The sequence below is a fragment of the Arcobacter sp. s6 genome (assembly GCF_040884245.1).
Classification (GTDB): domain Bacteria; phylum Campylobacterota; class Campylobacteria; order Campylobacterales; family Arcobacteraceae; genus Aliarcobacter.
In genome coordinates this window covers 37,514-53,567 of the sequence record NZ_JBEVTN010000006.1, presented here as the reverse complement: position 1 = coordinate 53,567, position 16,054 = coordinate 37,514, and the positions used below count along the sequence as shown (strand labels likewise).

15 protein-coding genes and 4 tRNA genes are annotated in these 16,054 nt (G+C 27.5%); 11 read left to right on the top strand and 8 right to left on the bottom strand.

The window, feature by feature from the left end:
- Genes ABVS04_RS04700 through rpsB form a run of 4 tightly spaced genes read right to left on the bottom strand, consistent with a single transcriptional unit; the run spans position 1 to position 3,425 of the window.
- On the bottom strand, positions 1 to 858 hold the full coding sequence (locus ABVS04_RS04700; RefSeq protein WP_368029514.1) for a hypothetical protein: 858 nt from the start codon (positions 856 to 858) through the stop codon (positions 1 to 3).
- Positions 855 to 1,538, bottom strand: a complete 684-nt coding sequence (locus ABVS04_RS04695; protein WP_368029513.1) for an ABC transporter ATP-binding protein — start codon at positions 1,536 to 1,538, stop codon at positions 855 to 857. Before ABVS04_RS04695 ends, ABVS04_RS04700 begins: the two co-directional genes overlap by 4 nt.
- Before the next feature lie 46 nt (positions 1,539 to 1,584).
- Positions 1,585 to 2,631: a translation elongation factor Ts gene (tsf, locus tag ABVS04_RS04690; protein WP_368029512.1), complete on the bottom strand. Its 1,047-nt coding sequence runs from the start codon at positions 2,629 to 2,631 to the stop codon at positions 1,585 to 1,587.
- A 2-nt stretch (positions 2,632 to 2,633) separates the two neighbouring features.
- The gene (gene rpsB / locus ABVS04_RS04685) at positions 2,634 to 3,425 is read right to left on the bottom strand and encodes a 30S ribosomal protein S2 (protein WP_368029511.1); all 792 of its coding nucleotides are present in this window, start codon (positions 3,423 to 3,425) and stop codon (positions 2,634 to 2,636) included.
- Between the two features lie 249 nt (positions 3,426 to 3,674).
- Between rpsB and ABVS04_RS04680 the strand changes: the two genes are divergently transcribed.
- The 5 genes from ABVS04_RS04680 (at position 3,675) to ABVS04_RS04660 (ending at position 8,151) form a co-directional block, all read left to right on the top strand.
- Positions 3,675 to 4,628, top strand: coding sequence for an AAA family ATPase (locus ABVS04_RS04680; protein WP_368029510.1), 954 nt, complete (start codon positions 3,675 to 3,677; stop codon positions 4,626 to 4,628).
- Between the two features lie 3 nt (positions 4,629 to 4,631).
- Positions 4,632 to 5,465 carry a DUF58 domain-containing protein gene (locus tag ABVS04_RS04675; RefSeq protein ID WP_368029509.1) on the top strand — a complete coding sequence of 278 codons (834 nt, stop codon included), beginning with the start codon at positions 4,632 to 4,634 and terminating at the stop codon, positions 5,463 to 5,465.
- A complete protein-coding gene (locus ABVS04_RS04670; RefSeq protein ID WP_368029508.1) occupies positions 5,465 to 5,860 on the top strand; it encodes a hypothetical protein in 396 nt (131 codons plus the stop codon). Before ABVS04_RS04675 ends, ABVS04_RS04670 begins: the two co-directional genes overlap by 1 nt.
- Positions 5,853 to 6,764: a VWA domain-containing protein gene (locus tag ABVS04_RS04665; RefSeq protein WP_368029507.1), complete on the top strand. Its 912-nt coding sequence runs from the start codon at positions 5,853 to 5,855 to the stop codon at positions 6,762 to 6,764. The genes ABVS04_RS04670 and ABVS04_RS04665 overlap by 8 nt, the downstream gene beginning before the upstream one ends.
- A 193-nt stretch (positions 6,765 to 6,957) precedes the next feature.
- Positions 6,958 to 8,151 carry an ATP-binding protein gene (locus ABVS04_RS04660; RefSeq protein ID WP_368029605.1) on the top strand — a complete coding sequence of 398 codons (1,194 nt, stop codon included), beginning with the start codon at positions 6,958 to 6,960 and terminating at the stop codon, positions 8,149 to 8,151.
- Positions 8,152 to 8,253: 102 nt separating this feature from the next.
- Here ABVS04_RS04660 and ABVS04_RS04655 read toward each other — a convergent pair whose 3' ends face one another.
- From ABVS04_RS04655 to ileS, 4 genes are all read right to left on the bottom strand, one after another.
- The gene (locus ABVS04_RS04655) at positions 8,254 to 9,540 is read right to left on the bottom strand and encodes a UDP-N-acetylmuramoyl-L-alanyl-D-glutamate--2,6-diaminopimelate ligase (protein ID WP_368029506.1); all 1,287 of its coding nucleotides are present in this window, start codon (positions 9,538 to 9,540) and stop codon (positions 8,254 to 8,256) included.
- Entirely contained in the window at positions 9,521 to 10,114 is a 594-nt protein-coding gene (locus ABVS04_RS04650; protein ID WP_368029505.1) for a hypothetical protein, read from the bottom strand. Before ABVS04_RS04650 ends, ABVS04_RS04655 begins: the two co-directional genes overlap by 20 nt.
- Positions 10,114 to 10,392, bottom strand: a complete 279-nt coding sequence (locus tag ABVS04_RS04645; RefSeq protein ID WP_368029504.1) for a NifU family protein — start codon at positions 10,390 to 10,392, stop codon at positions 10,114 to 10,116. The genes ABVS04_RS04650 and ABVS04_RS04645 overlap by 1 nt, the downstream gene beginning before the upstream one ends.
- Positions 10,393 to 10,514: 122 nt before the next feature.
- Positions 10,515 to 13,244, bottom strand: a complete 2,730-nt coding sequence (ileS, locus tag ABVS04_RS04640) for an isoleucine--tRNA ligase (protein ID WP_368029503.1) — start codon at positions 13,242 to 13,244, stop codon at positions 10,515 to 10,517.
- A gap of 277 nt (positions 13,245 to 13,521) precedes the next feature.
- Between ileS and ABVS04_RS04635 the strand changes: the two genes are divergently transcribed.
- The 6 genes from ABVS04_RS04635 to ABVS04_RS04610 all read left to right on the top strand — a co-directional run bounded on the left by ABVS04_RS04635 (position 13,522) and on the right by ABVS04_RS04610 (position 16,049).
- Positions 13,522 to 14,886, top strand: a complete 1,365-nt coding sequence (locus tag ABVS04_RS04635) for an FAD-dependent oxidoreductase (protein ID WP_368029502.1) — start codon at positions 13,522 to 13,524, stop codon at positions 14,884 to 14,886.
- A gap of 155 nt (positions 14,887 to 15,041) precedes the next feature.
- Positions 15,042 to 15,548 carry a CinA family protein gene (locus ABVS04_RS04630; protein WP_368029501.1) on the top strand — a complete coding sequence of 169 codons (507 nt, stop codon included), beginning with the start codon at positions 15,042 to 15,044 and terminating at the stop codon, positions 15,546 to 15,548.
- 64 nt (positions 15,549 to 15,612) lie between these two features.
- Positions 15,613 to 15,688, top strand: a tRNA-Lys gene (locus tag ABVS04_RS04625).
- A gap of 22 nt (positions 15,689 to 15,710) precedes the next feature.
- Positions 15,711 to 15,785 (top strand) — tRNA-Glu (locus tag ABVS04_RS04620).
- Between the two features lie 19 nt (positions 15,786 to 15,804).
- A tRNA-Val gene (locus ABVS04_RS04615) sits at positions 15,805 to 15,880 on the top strand.
- Between the two features lie 92 nt (positions 15,881 to 15,972).
- Positions 15,973 to 16,049: transfer RNA gene (locus ABVS04_RS04610), tRNA-Asp, on the top strand.
- The last annotated feature ends 5 nt before the right edge of the window (positions 16,050 to 16,054 follow it).

Sequence of the window (16,054 nt, the reverse complement as noted above, 5' to 3'; positions counted from 1 at the left end):
TTATTTTTCCTTTAAACTCATTTTTACATTTACTGTTTCACCACTTGAAAGTTTATCAATAACTGATTGGTCAAATTTTTCTAGCAATGGTCTTAATTCATTTATACTAAAATTACTCAATACTAAATTATATGGCTTTACAGGAGCTGCTTGAGTTAAATCAAACTCATATTCTTTTACTTCTGCTAATGCATCATCTATTATTGCAGAGATATCTTTCCAGTCATTTTTTTCTAGGTTGATTTCATTCTGAATATTATCTTCTCGTAAAATATCATTAATTTTATTTAATTCTCCATGGTCTAAAATTCCACCCGTTTTTAAGCTTTGTAAGTGAACAATACTCTCATCTTCATCTTCATAAGCATCTTCATCATAAATATTTTCATTAATAAACTTAGGAGATTTATTTTTTTCACTATGATTTTCTTTTTTTTCACCCAATGAATCAACATATTGAACTATTGGAATAGTTACTTCTTCATCCTCTTCTTCATATGAATTTTTTGAGAAAGATATTCTTTTATTACTATTTTCTTCATCTTTTTCTTCTTTAATAAATTTAACTTGTTCAAGTATCATAGCTTCTAATTTTGTAGGAAGAAATGGCCGTGGGATTATAAAATCTCTTGCTTTGTCAAATGGTAATTCTTCAGAGCTAATAGCTCCTAATTTTCTAGAATATTGTTTTATTAAATTAAATTTATCATCAATAAAATTCTGATCAATAACAATTAAATCAAACTTTTCACTTATATTAGTATTTCTTTGAGTTGTTAATTTAATATTTAATCTTTTGCATACTAAAGTAAAAATGTGCTCAATTATTGTTGTTTCACATACCAATAATAAATTCACTTAATCTCCTGCAATTTCAATTCTTCTAATTTATATACTTTATCACATCTCATAGCTAAATCATGTTCATGGGTTACTAAAATTAATCCTGCATCATTATTTTTAATATACCTAAATAAAGTATCCATAACAATAGCTGCAGTATCTTTATCAAGATTTCCAGTTGGTTCATCTGCAAAAATAATTTTTGGTTTTTTAGTCATTACTCGTGCAATTGATAATCTTTGTTGTTGACCACCACTTAATTCACCAACACCTTGATTTATTACATAATCAATATTTAACTCTTTTAATAAATCTTTATCTATTTTCTCACCACTTAATAATGTAGCAATTTCTAAATTCTCAATAGCTGAAAATCCTCTAAATAAATAATGTGCTTGGAAAATTATACCAAAATCATCTCTACGTATCTTTAATAAGTCATTTTGTTTTTGTGCATATATATCTTTACTTTTAAAAACAACACTACCGATTGATGGTTTTAAAAGAGAAGATAGGACATTTAATAAAGTAGATTTTCCACTACCACTCATTCCTATAATTGCAATTGATTCTTTTTTATAAAGAGATAAGTTTATATCATTGAAAAGTTCATAATCAAACTTATGAGATAGATTTCTAGCTTGAAGTAAAAGGTCATTTGCAATGAGCTCATCCATTTTATTAGCTTCACTCATTACATATTTCCTTTTTTTATATATTTACATAGCTTTTAGACTATGATTATTTACCCATTTGTTTTGCAACTTCAGCTGCAAAATCTTCTTCTACTTTCTCAATACCTTCACCAAGTTCAAATCTAATATACTCAGTAATTTTAATAGAAGCATCAACGTCAGCAATAGCTTGCTCAACAGTTTTTTTGTCATCCATTACATAAGCTTGAGATAATAATGCAAGTCTACCATCTAATTGTGTATTATCTGTAATATATCTTTCGATTTTTCCAGGAATAATATTTGCCCAAATTTTTTCTGGTTTACCTTGCTCTTTTAATTCAGCTTCAAAAGCAGCTTTTGCATTTGCAATAGCTTCATCTGTTAATTGAGATCTAGAAACAAAATCAGGAATATTTTTTAATGGTTTCCCTAATCTTTTTAATTCGTCATTATCAGCAGCAATTTCAGCAACGATAGCTCTGTTTTCAGATTCTACAAATTCTGGATCTAAATCAGAGTAAGAAATTACAGTTGGTTTCATAGCAGATGCATGCATTGCTATTGATTTTAATAAAGCAGCAGTTTTTTCTTTAGCAGCTTCATCACAAGTTGCAGCTAATAAAACTCCAACTCTACCATTTGTATGAACATAAGCATTTACAACAGTACCAGATACAGAAACAAGTTTTCTTGCAACTAAGTTTTCACCAATTGTTGCAATTTTTCCATTTAAAAATTCTGGGAAAGCCATTCCATTAATTGTAGATGCAGCTAAAGCTTCAGCATCTGCAATTTGATTAACTTGAGCATGAGAAACAATCTCTTGCGTTAAGTTAAGGAAGTTTTCATTTTTTGCAACGAAATCTGTTTGAGCATTTAATTCAAGCATAGTTGCAACTGTATTGTCAGCATTAACTTTAACAGCAATAACACCTTCAGCAGCTACATTCCCAGCTTTTTTAGCAGCTTTACCAAGTCCAGCTTCTCTTAAAGCTTGAACTGCTTTTTCTAAATCACCTTCTGTTTCATTAAGTGCATTTTTGCAATCAAGCATACCTGCACCAGTCATTTCTCTTAATTCTTTAATTAGTTTTGGAGTTGCTCCTGCCATAATTATGCTTCCTCTGTTTCTGCTACTTCGTCATCACCTTCAGCAACTGCTTCAGCTATTAACGCTTCAGTCTCTTCTTGAGACACAGGCTCTGAATCATCACCATTGATATCAGCTAATGCTGCTTTACCTTCATTCATTGCTGCAGCCATTTCGTTGCAGAATAAGTGAATTGATCTAATTGCATCATCATTACCTGGAATTGGTAAATCAACAACATCTGGATCACAGTTTGTATCTAATGGAGCTACAACAGTAATTCCTAATCTTCTAGCTTCTGCAATAGCAATTTTTTCTTTAACAGCATCAAGAACAAACATCATATCTGGAAGTTTGTGCATTTCTTTGATACCACCAAGGTATAATTCTAATTTTTCTTCTTTTCTAGAAAGCATTAATGCTTCTTTTTTAGTTAAAAGATCTAATTGACCTTCTTCTCTCATTTTTTTAATAATTTCTAATTTTCTAATTGATTTTTTAATTGTTCCAAAGTTAGTTAACATTCCACCTAACCATCTATGGTTAACGTAAGGCATTCCACAAGAAATAGCAGCTTTTTTGATTGCTTCACTAGCTTGTTTTTTAGTTCCTACGAAAATCATTGTTTGACCTTCAGCAGCTCTGTCTCTAACAACATTGTATGTATATCTGAAATATCTTAATGTTTTTTGTAAGTCAATAATATAAATATTTTTTCTTACACCGAAAATGAATTTTTTCATTTTTGGATTCCATCTTCTTGTTTGGTGTCCGAAGTGTACACCACACTCTAATAGGTCTTTCATTGTAACCATGAGTAATTCTCCTTGAATTAATTGTATTTTTTGTAATAGGGTTTTTGCCTCTGCGTCCCTTAATGAGTAAATTTCTTTAATCACAACCCGTACAAGGATTGACACATGTGAGGTTCTAATTTAAAATTAGAGCCGTGATTTTAGCTAAGATAAGTTTAAGATAAGTTTAATCCAGATTTGATAATTTCTTCAAATTTTATTTATTACTTATTGGATAAAATAAATTTATTAAAAAGCAAGGAAAACAATTTGAGTTCAAAAAATAAATTAACTGAATTAAAAAATGAAATTGCAAAGGGAGTAATTGGTCAAGAAGAGATGGTAAATTCTATTTTAATAGGACTTCTTACAAATGGGCATATTTTACTAGAAGGTGTTCCTGGTCTTGCAAAAACAACAACCGTAAAAGCAGTTGCCCAAGCTATTGATTTAGGTTTTAAAAGAATTCAATTTACACCTGATTTACTTCCAAGTGATATAATTGGTGCTCAAATATTTGATATGAAAACAAATGAATTTAAAATCAAAAAAGGTCCAATTTTCACAAACCTACTTTTAGCAGACGAAATAAACAGAGCTCCTGCAAAAGTTCAATCAGCATTGCTTGAAGTTATGCAAGAAAGACAAGTTACAATTGCTGATGATACATTTATAATAGATTCACCATTTTTAGTTCTTGCAACTCAGAATCCAATAGAGCAAGAAGGAGCTTATAGCTTACCCGAAGCTCAACTTGATAGGTTTATGTTTAAAATTGTAGTTTCATATAATACAAAAGAGCAAGAGTATGAAATAGCAAAAAAAGTTACTATGAACTCATTTGAACAGATAGCTAAAGCCATAGATAAAAATGATTTAGAAGAACTAAAAAAAGAGGTAAAAGATATTCATATTGATAAGGAACTTGAAGAGTACATAATTGATATAATTGATGCTTCTAGAAATCCAAAAGATTACAAACTTGATGATTTGGTTGATATTATTCAATTTGGAGCAAGTCCAAGAGCAACTATTGATATGTTTAAAGCTGTAAAAGCAAATGCATACTTAAGAGGAAATGACTATGTAAGTCCTATTGATGTAGCAATTGTTGCTAAAGATGTATTAAGACATAGAATTATTTTATCGTATGAAGCAATGGCAAAAGAGATAAATGTTGATGAAGTAATTCAAAAAATCTTAGAAAAAATTTCAATTCCATAAAATATGAATCAAGCTTTAAAAAAAATACTTATAAAAACTAAAAAACAAGTTTTTTCAGAAATCATTGGAAATAATAGTACTAAATTAAAAGGTGAAGGTTATGATTTTTGTGAGTTAAAAGAGTATGAATATGGTGAAGATGTTAAAAATATAGATTGGGTTATAAGTGCAAAAATGCAAAAACCTTATGTTAAAGTTTTTTATGCTCAAAAAGAGTTAAATGTAAATATTGTATCTTTTTTAAATGGCTCTACGTATTTTGGAAGTGATGCATTTAAACAAGAAGTTATTGTACAAATTGCAAGTGCTTTGGGATTTATTTGTGTAAAACAAGGAAATCCTTTTTCTTCATTTATTGCAAATGAGAAATTAGAAGTATGTACAAAAAAATCAAAACAAATTTTTAATGTAAATTATATGAGTGAGCAGAAATATTATTATAACGTTATTGGTAAAAATATAAACTATGAAAAAATTACAAAAGAACTTTTTAAATCTATTCATCATAAATCTATGATTTTTTTAATTGGTGATTTTTTTGATATTGAAAAACTTGATTTAAAACTTCTTTGTCAAAAACATGAAGTAATAGCTTTAATCATAAGAGATAAATTTGAAGAAAATCCAATAGAACTTGGAAATGTAAATTTTATAGATCCTAATAACAATAGAAATTTTGAAGGGATTCTAAATAAAAACACAATTGATTTATATATGAAAAAAATAAAAGAGAATGATCATAAACTATATAATCATTTCCAAAATTGTGCAGTTAGATTCACCAAAATATATACCCATGAAGATCTAATAAAAAAATTAATAGGAGTTTTAAAATAATGAATGAAGATCTATTATCAAAACTTCATGATATAAAAGAATTAGAAAAAATTCCTGATAATTCTATATTTATTTTTTCTGCTTTGGTATTTATAAGTATTTTAATAATTCTTGTAATTTTATTTTTACTTATTAAATATTTTAAAAACAAAAAAATAAGTGAAAGAAAAATTTACTTTAATATTTTAAAAAATATTGATTTTGAAGATTCAAAAAAAGCTGCATATACAATCACAAAATATTCAAGACTAATTGCAAATACAGATAGAGAAAAGAAATTAGCAAATGAATTAATAGAAGAACTTGAATTTTTTAAATATAAAAGAAATGTAAAAAATATAGATAAATTAACAAAAGCAAAATATTCAACTTTTATGGAAATTTTAGATGTTTAATAGCTACAATAATTTTACTTTTGAATATCCCTATTTTTTACTTTTGATAGTTTTATTTATTGTTTGCTCAATATATTGTAAAGCAAAAACACCTACATATTTTATTCCACATTTAAATATTTTTCAATTTGCAAATCAAAAATCAATGATTGTAATAAATATTTTAAAATATCTGGTAATAGTTTTCTCAATTATAGCTCTTGCAAGTCCTATAAAAATAAATGATACAATCCTTTTAAAAAACAATGGAATAAATATTCTTTTAAATATAGATGCAAGTGGTTCTATGAAAGAAAGAGATTTGGATGCAAACTATTCAAAAAATCGTTTTGAAGTTGTAAAAGAAATTGTAAAAGATTTTATAGACAAAAGAGTTGCTGATAATATTGGGATTGTTTTATTTGGAGATTCTGTTTTAATTGCAAGTCCTCTTAGTTTTGACAAAGATGCACAAAAACAAATACTTGATTATCTTGATGTAGAAATGGCTGGTCAAAAAACTGCAATTATTGACTCCCTTGCATCAAGTGTAAATATACTAAAAAATCAAAATGCTAAATCAAATATTATAATTTTATTAAGTGATGGAGAAGATAACTCAAGTAAAATTCCCCTTGATGTTGTAATAAAATTATTAAATAAATATAATATTAAAGCATATACAATTGGAATTGGTAATTTTAACCAAAATATATTATATGAGATTTCTAAAAAATCTAATGCAAGATCCTATACCGCAATGTCAAAAGAAGATTTGATTTTAATATATGAAGACATAAATAAACTAGAGAAATCTCAAATTGACCAAAATAAAATAATTTTAAAAGATTATTTGTTTTTTTATCCTTTATTTTTTGCAATTTTATCTTTGATACTGTTAATATATTTAAAAAACAAGGAATAGCTTTTTTAAATTAGATATAATTAAGGATAAAGGATTAATTATGATTAAAACAAACTATTCCTATCTCAAAATTACATTTGTTTATTTCTTATTTGGTATTTTATGGATTTACTTTTCTGACTCAGCTATTAATTTATTTATAGATGATTTAACTACCTTACAATTTATTCAAACGATTAAAGGTTGATTATTTATCTCCTTATCAACTATATTACTTTACTTTTTTTCTAAACAACAGTTCAATAATCTGCAAGAAGAAAAAAATCAATTAACAAAAACAAAAGATTTATTAGAAACTATTATTGAAAATGCTCCTATTTCTATATTTTGGAAAGATATAAATGGAGCTTATCAAGGTTCAAATAAAAGGTTATTAGAATTAATTAATTTAAATAATAAGGAAGAATTAATTGGTAAAAAAGACTCTGATCTTAATTTTCCTGAAAAAGAAGAGTTTGTATATGATGATAAGTTAATTATGGATACTAAAAAAGCTAAATTAAATTATACTGAAAAAGTTACAATAAATAAAAATATAGTAAGAATAGTAAATACTTCAAAAGTTCCTTTAATAGATGAAAATGGTCATGTTATTGGAATTTTAGCATTGACTCAAGATATCACAGATCAGGTAAATAATTTAAATCAATTAAAAGAGCAAGAAAAATTGATAATTCAACAATCAAGATTAGCTTCAATGGGTGAAATGATTGCAAATATAGCGCATCAATGGAGACAACCTTTATCAATTATTTCTACACTTGCAACTGGTATAAAATTAGAAAAAGAACTAAAAATTTCTGATGAAAAAAATGAGATGGAAGCATTAGATATTATAAATCAAAATACTCAATATTTATCAAAAACAATTGATGATTTTAGAAATTATTTTAAAAAAAGTAATTATATGAATAGTATATTTACAAATGATTTACTTGAAAAAACATTAAAATTAATATCTTCAAGATTAAAAGATAAAAATATTGAAATAATATTAAATACTGAAAATATAGAAATTGAAACCTATGAAAATGAACTAGTACAAATCTATATTAATATTATAAATAATGCAATTGATGCATTTGAAAATTTTAAAAATTTAGATAGTAAAAAATATATCTTTATAGAAAATAAAAAAGTTGATACTTTTTTAGAAATAGAAATAAAAGACAATGCAGGTGGAATTGATGATGAAATAATTAATAAAATATTTGAGCCCTATTTCACGACGAAAGATGAGACACAAGGTACAGGTTTAGGTCTTTTTATGTGTAATGAACTTGTAACAAAACATCTAAAAGGAAATATTCAAGCTATAAACACTACTTATACTTATTTAGATAAAAAATATAAAGGAACAATTTTTAAAATTGTATTACCATTATAGTTACTTTGAAGGCTTATAGAGGTGCATTAATTATTGAAGAAGGTTAAAAACTTTCTGGAAACAAAAGTTATGCCAGTAAAAGCTCAATTTAAATAAAGAGTTTTACTCTTTATTTAAAATTTTTAATACTTCTTCTTTATCAGAAAAAGGGAATTTTTTATCATAAATAGTTTGTGTTGATTCATCACCTTTTCCAAGAATCAATACAACACTATTTTCATCTGCCATGGCTATGGCTTTTTTTATAGCTTCTTTTCTATTTATTTCAACTTGAACACTCGTATGGTTTTTTATACCTACTAAAATATCTTCAATAATCATATCAGGATCTTCAAATCTTGGATTATCACTCGTTACTATAATATGTTTAGAATAAGATGCAGCAACACTTCCCATTAAAGGTCGTTTTGCTTTATCCCTATCTCCACCTGCACCAAACACACAAATAATATCTCTTTCATTAAAGCTTTGTAAAACCTCTTTCATTCCATCAGGAGTATGAGCAAAATCTACTATTATTAAAGGATTAGATGAAATAGTTTCCATTCTTCCACTAACCCCTGCAAAACCTTCTAAAGCTTCACAAATTTCATCAAGTGATTTTTGTGTTGTAATATGAACAGCAGCAACTGCTGCCATCAAATTATAAACATTAAAAATACCCATCATATGAGATGAAAAAGAGTGCATTGTTCCAAAATGAGAGAACATTACATGAGTTCCATTTTTAAAAGAGTATGCGGTAACTTTGTAAGTTGAAGGCTCATCTAAAGAGTATGCATATCCATTTTTAGAATTATACTTAACTATTTTATCATCTTTGTTAATTAATTTTTTACTATCATCTTCAAAAAATGAATTTTTAATTCTTATATACTCTTCTATTGTTTTATGATAATCAAGATGATCTCTTGTAATATTTGTATGAATTTTTAGAGCAAACTCTAATCCTTCAATTCTTTTTTGCTCAATTGCATGAGAGCTAACTTCCATCACAAAAAAAGTACATCCATTATTCATAGCTTTTTGAATATGAGCAAAATTTCCAATTTGAACAGGAGTTGTTAAAGAGTATTCTTCAACTCTTTCATCATTTATAAAAAAACCTCGTGTACCTTGAAGGGCAACTTTATATCCTAAATCTAATAAAATAGAATAAATAGCTGCAGCTGTTGTAGTTTTACCATTAGTTCCTGTTATACCTATAATATTTATAGAACTCATATCAAGATGATTTTTTAATTCAGAGGAATCAATAATTTCTTTACAACCATTTGAAATGGCATTTTCTTTAAATTTTTCATTTTGTTTTGAAACTACAAATACAGAGTTTTGATCTGCTTCTTTTGAGTTATCTGTATAAATTTTATTATTTATGATTAGTTGCAAGTTTTTTCTCTTCTAATTTTTTATATAATTTTTCTATCTCTTGATCATATGAGAAATATTCATTAAAACCATCAAGATATGTATATGCTGTTGTATTAAAATCATTATCTATTAATTTTGTTACAAAATCAAAAAAATCATCTTTATTTTCAATTGCAACTTTTGTTGAAAACATAATATCTTCAAAAGCTATTCTAAAAGAGCCTCTTGAATTTATTAATTTCTTAAAATCTTCATATCGTATTGCATCTAAAGCATCAACAGTTGAAGAAGATACTTCTTTTAGTATTTCCATCATCTTATCAATATCACCATCATATGCATTTATAACATCTTCAACATATCTCACAGCTTCATCAAGGTTTTCATCTTTTACTACTGTAAAATAATCATATAGGGACATTGCTTTTTGTTCATCTTCACTTGCAATATCACAAAACAATGCATATATTTGATACTCTTTATTATCTGGAAAATGTGATGATAGTTGTGAATATAAAAACAAAGCTTTTTCAAATTTCTTTTGAATGAAAAAAGAGTTTGCTTCGCTTAATAATCTACTCTCATTTATCATTAAAATTCCTCTAATCTATTTTCCATACCTTGTGGAACATTAACTATTTGTAATTCAGGGTGAATAGCAGCTTTTAGCTCCTTTTCAACTATATATTTTAATGTACTTCCACTTGCACTACAACCAACACATGCACCTTTTAATTGTACAAAGACTCTTGCATTTTTTATATCCAAAAGTTCTATTGCACCACCATCTCGTGCAAGCATTGGAGCAATTTTATTTTTTATAATTGAACTTACAGGATCTTGTAAATCTTCATCTGTAAATGGCATCATTTTATTTTACCTCTTTTGCTTTCTTTTTTACAAAATATATTCCAATAGCTGTGATTATTAAAATTATAGCTATAGTTTGAAATATAAATGTAAGCGTTACTTCTTCTTGAAACATTTTATTCCTAATTTAAAACTTCATCACATCTTTGACAAAGTGTTTCTTCTTTTGTTGCTGTATATTTCCAACATCTAGGACATTTATGTGCATTTGCTTTATAAACTTCAAATACATTTCCATCAACTTGGAAAGTTCCAAGTATATCAGAGTTTTGTTTATCTTTTGTTACAGAGCTTACTAAGAACCAATCGCTAGATTCTACTTCATCTAATGCTATTATATCTTCACAATCAGTATAAATCATTAATTCAAGTGTAGATTTTATAACTTTTTCCTTACTTAATGCATCTTTTATTTCAGAGAACTTCTCTTTTGCTGAAAATAAAATAGCCTCTTTAATATTAACTTCAACACTTGGTAATACTACTTTTTTATAATCAAATATATCTTCACAGTCACCTTTTATAAAATCAGGTGCAAAAGACAATAACTCATCCATAGTATAAGTTAAAATTGGAGCTATTGTTGATATTAGTTTTTTAGCAATTAATGCCATTGCACTTTGAGATGCAAGTCTATGAATATCATTTTTATCATCACAATATAATCTATCTTTACAAACATCAAGATAAATACCTGATAAATCAACAACTAAGAAGTTATTTAATTTATTTAAACCTTTTGAAAACTCATATACATTAAATGCAGCTTCAATTTCATCAAATACTTTTTTAGCTTTATTTAATACCCACTTATCTAAAGGTCCCATTTTATCAACTGATACAATCTCTTCTAAATCACTTACATTCGCAAGTAAGAATCTTGCAGTATTTCTAATTTTTCTATAAAGCTCTGCATTTTGTTTTAAGATATTATCAGAGATTTTTAAATCAGATTGATAATCACTCATTGCAACCCATAGTCTTAAAATTTCACTTCCGTACTCTTTTAAAACTTTATCAGGAGCAACAACATTTCCTTTAGATTTAGACATTTTTTCACCCTTTTCATCGACAGTGAATCCATGTGTTAAAATCGATTTAAAAGGAGCAATTTCACTTGAAGCTAAAGTTGTTAAAAGTGAAGATTGGAACCAACCTCTATGTTGATCACTTCCTTCTAAATACATATCAGCAGGGAAAGTTCCAGCATCATAATTTCTGCTTCTTAAAACAGCATTTTGAGTAGAACCTGAATCAAACCAAACATCTAAAATATCAGTTGTTTTTTCTAAATCTTCAGGATTTAATCCACTTCCTGGATATAATAATTCTGAAATTTCTAAATCATACCAAGCATCACAACCTTTTTGTTCAAATATCATTGCTGTATAATTTAATACTTTTTCATCAAAAACAATCTCATCTGTTTTTTTATTTCTAAAAAATGCGATTGGAACTCCCCAATCTCTTTGTCTTGAGATACACCAATCTGGTCTTCCATCAAGCATTGCCTTTAATCTATTTCTTCCCCATTCAGGATAGAATGTTAAATCTTCAACAACTTTAAGAGCATTTTCTCTTAGTGTTTTATTTTGTTTTCCATACTTATCATCAATTGAAATAAACCATTGTTTTGTAGCTCTAAAAATAATTGGTGTATGTGTTCTCCAACAATGTGGATAAGAGTGTCTAATATCAACTCTTTTTAATAAAGCATCACCTAATTCTTCAAGTATTAAATCATTCGCTTTAAATACATTTAATCCTAAGTATTTTTCTGTATTTCTAAAAAGCTTTTCTCTTATAATTGTTTCATCATATTTTCCAAAAGCATCAACTGGCATTATTACATCAAGACCGTATACTAAACCAATTTTATAGTCATCTTCTCCATGTCCAGGAGCTGTATGAACTGCACCTGATCCTGAATCCATCATTACATGTTCACCTAAAACAATTTTAGACTTTCTATCATTTAAAGGATTTATTGCATTTGTATTTTCTAAATCTTTTGGATTAATTGTTTCAACAACTTCACCTTTTATTACTTCATTTTCTATTAGAGAGTTATATAATTTCTTAGCAACAATAAACTTATCACTCGTTAATACATACTCTTCTTCACCATTAAGTGAAATACCTGTATTAGCTGGCAAAGTCCAAGGAGTTGTAGTCCAAATAATAATACTTGCATCTAATTTTTCATGTTTAAAAGCAACATAAATAGATGGTGATGTTTTATCTTCATACTCAACTTCAGCTTCAGCTAAAGCAGTTTGAGCAGCCCAAGACCAATAAACAGGTTTAGATCTTTGAATTAACAAACCTTGTTTTGCAATAGCACATAACTCTCTATAAATATTCGCTTCAAATTTAAAATCCATTGTTAAATAAGGATTTTCCCAATCTGCAATAACACCCAATTGTTTAAATTCACTTCTTTGAATATCAACAAATTTAGCAGCATGATCACGACAAAGTTGTCTAAGTTTTGATTTAGGAAGTATTTTTTTCTTTTCTGAACCAATTTTCTCTTCTACTTTTTGCTCAATTGGTAAACCATGACAATCCCAACCCGGAACATATCTAATTGATTTTCCCTCAAAATAATGAAATTTGTTAATAATATCTTTTAAAATTTTATTTAAAGCATGACCAATATGAATATTTCCATTAGCATAAGGAGGTCCATCGTGAAGTGTAAATGACTCACAACCTACCCTATTTTGTTTCATTTTATCATATACTTTTTTTTCATCCCATTGCTTATATTTAACAGGTTCATTGTTAGGAAGATTTCCTCTCATTGGAAATTCTGTTTTTGGAAGCAGTAAACTCTCTTTATAATCCATTATAACACCTTCAGTTTTCAAAATATTTATAGTTTTTCATTAAATCGCAGATTATATCTAATTTAATTTAAAAGTAAATTTATCAACAAAAAGCTATGTGACTTTTTTATTACATATCGTACAAAACTTGTACAATCAAATCTATACTATAATAATTATGTGTTACTAAAATCTATAAAATATTTACTAATTGCACAATTTTGTGTTTTATTTATGCAAAATATAAAAATTATATGATAGAATCATCAAATATTTCACAAAAACATAGGAATGATAAATGAACGAAAAACACTATGAAGTCGTAATTGTAGGTGGAGGTATCTCTGGAGCTGCATTATTTTATGAGCTTGCTAAATACTCAACAGCAAAAAACATCTGTTTACTAGAAAAATATGAAGATCTTGCTACTTTAAACTCAAAAGGTACAAGTAACTCTCAAACAATTCACGTAGGTGATATTGAAACAAACTATACTTTGTCAAAAGCTAAAATTACAAAAAGAACTGCAAAAATGATTGAAAAGTTCTGTTTACAATATAATTTACAAGATAAAATTATGTTTAAACACCAAAAAATGGCTTTAGGAGTTGGAGAAAAAGAAGTTGAATTTATTACAAAAAGATATAATGAATTTAAAGAAGTTTTTCCTTATTTAGAGTTATGGGATAAAGAGACTTTAAGAGAATTAGAACCAAAATTAGTTTATGCAGATAAAGCACAAACTAAAGATAGACCAGAGCCAATTATTGCTATGGGTGCGAAAGATCAATATACAACTGTTGATTTTGGAGCTATGACTAAAGAATTAGCAAAAGCTGGTCAAAATGCTGATTCATCTAAAACTACAGATATATTCTTTAATTCAGAAGTTGAAGATATCGAAAAAATTGGTGATAAATATAAATTAACAACTGTTAATGGTACTGTTTACACAGCTGATTTCGTGGTAGTTAATGCAGGTGCTCATTCATTATTTTTAGCTCATAAAATGGGTTATGGTAAACATATGGGTTCTTTATCAATGGCTGGATCATTTTATATTACAAATGGTGAGTTCTTAAATGGTAAAGTTTATATGGTACAAAATGATAAATTACCATTTGCTGCTCTTCATGGAGATCCAGATATCTTAGAAAATGGTAAAACAAGATTTGGACCAACTGCACTTGCTTTACTTGTTCTTGAAAGATATAAAGGTGGTAAATCAATATTCCAATGTTTAAAAACAATGAATATTGATGGAAGCATCCTAAAAATCTTCTGGGATTTATTAAAAGATTCTGAAATTAGAAACTACGTATTTAAAAACTTCTTATTTGAAGTTCCAGGAATAAACAAAGGTTTATTCGTTAAAGATGCTAGAAAAATTGTTCCATCTTTAAGTGTAGATGATCTAGAGTATGCAAAAGGATTTGGTGGAGTTAGACCTCAAGTTCTTAATAAAACTGAGAAAAAATTAATGCTTGGTGAAGCATCTTTAAGTGAAGGAAAAGGAATTATCTTTAATATGACTCCATCTCCAGGAGCAACTTCTTGTTTAGGAAATGCAGAAAGAGATATTAAAGTAGTTTGTGAATACTTAAATCTTGAATTTGATGAAGCAGCATTCTTAGCTGACTTAACAGATCCTGAAATAGCTTAAAACTTTTAAACTATCTAATAAAATATAATAAGAGTAACATCTCTTATTATATTTAATCTGACCGAATTACAATAAATAAATTTCTCCAAATTATCTTACTTTCAATAATAATCAATTAAAATAGCTGTATAAATTAACTTAAAAGGCTATAAGACATGTATGACGATATTTTTAATGAAAAAGATATGATAACTCTTCAAAAGCTTTTAAGAGCTAATAAACAAACTATTACATGTGCTGAATCATGTACGGGTGGATTAGTTGCATCTATGATTACAAAAATTTCTGGATCATCTGATATATTTAATGGAAGTATAATAACTTATTCAAATAAAATAAAAAATCAAGAACTAAAAGTAAAAAATGAAACTTTAGAAAAATTTGGAGCCGTTAGTTGTGAAGTTGTAAATGAGATGTTAGAGGGAGTAATTATAAAATTTGATGCTGATTATGCTATTGCAATATCAGGAATTGCAGGCCCAACAGGAGAAAGTAGAAATAAACCAGTTGGTACAGTGGTGATTGGTTATTGTGACAAAAAGCACCATAAAATGGTAGATACATGTTACTTCAAAGGTAATAGAGAAGAAGTACAAATTCAAGCTGCAAAATACTCTTTGAAAGAAATTTTGAAATTTCTTCAAAATACTCTTGACAAATAAATTAAAAGCTATTATAATTCCAGTCCAATTTAAGTAGAACAACTTAAAAAGGACAAACAAATGTGACCCGTTAGCTCAGCCGGTAGAGCATCTCACTTTTAATGAGGGGGCCGATGGTTCGAATCCATCACGGGTCACCATTTATTTTATTGTTGCAATCTTGGCCCCTTCATCTAACGGTTAGGATCTTGGATTTTCATTCCAATCACAGGGGTTCGAATCCCCTAGGGGTCACCAAGCCATATTGCAACAAACCGGTCGATTAGCTCAGTTGGTAGAGCGCTACCCTTACAAGGTAGATGTCATAAGTTCGAGTCTTATATCGACCACCACATTTTTAAAAATTATAAAATGCAGTAGCATTAGATTTTTAAAGATTATTTTGTGACTTCTATTTACTCTTTGTAAATAGTATTTTTTAAGTGCGGTTGTAGTTTAGTTGGTTAGAATGCCTGCCTGTCACGCAGGAGGTCGAGGGTTCGAGTCCCTTCAACCGCGCCACTTTT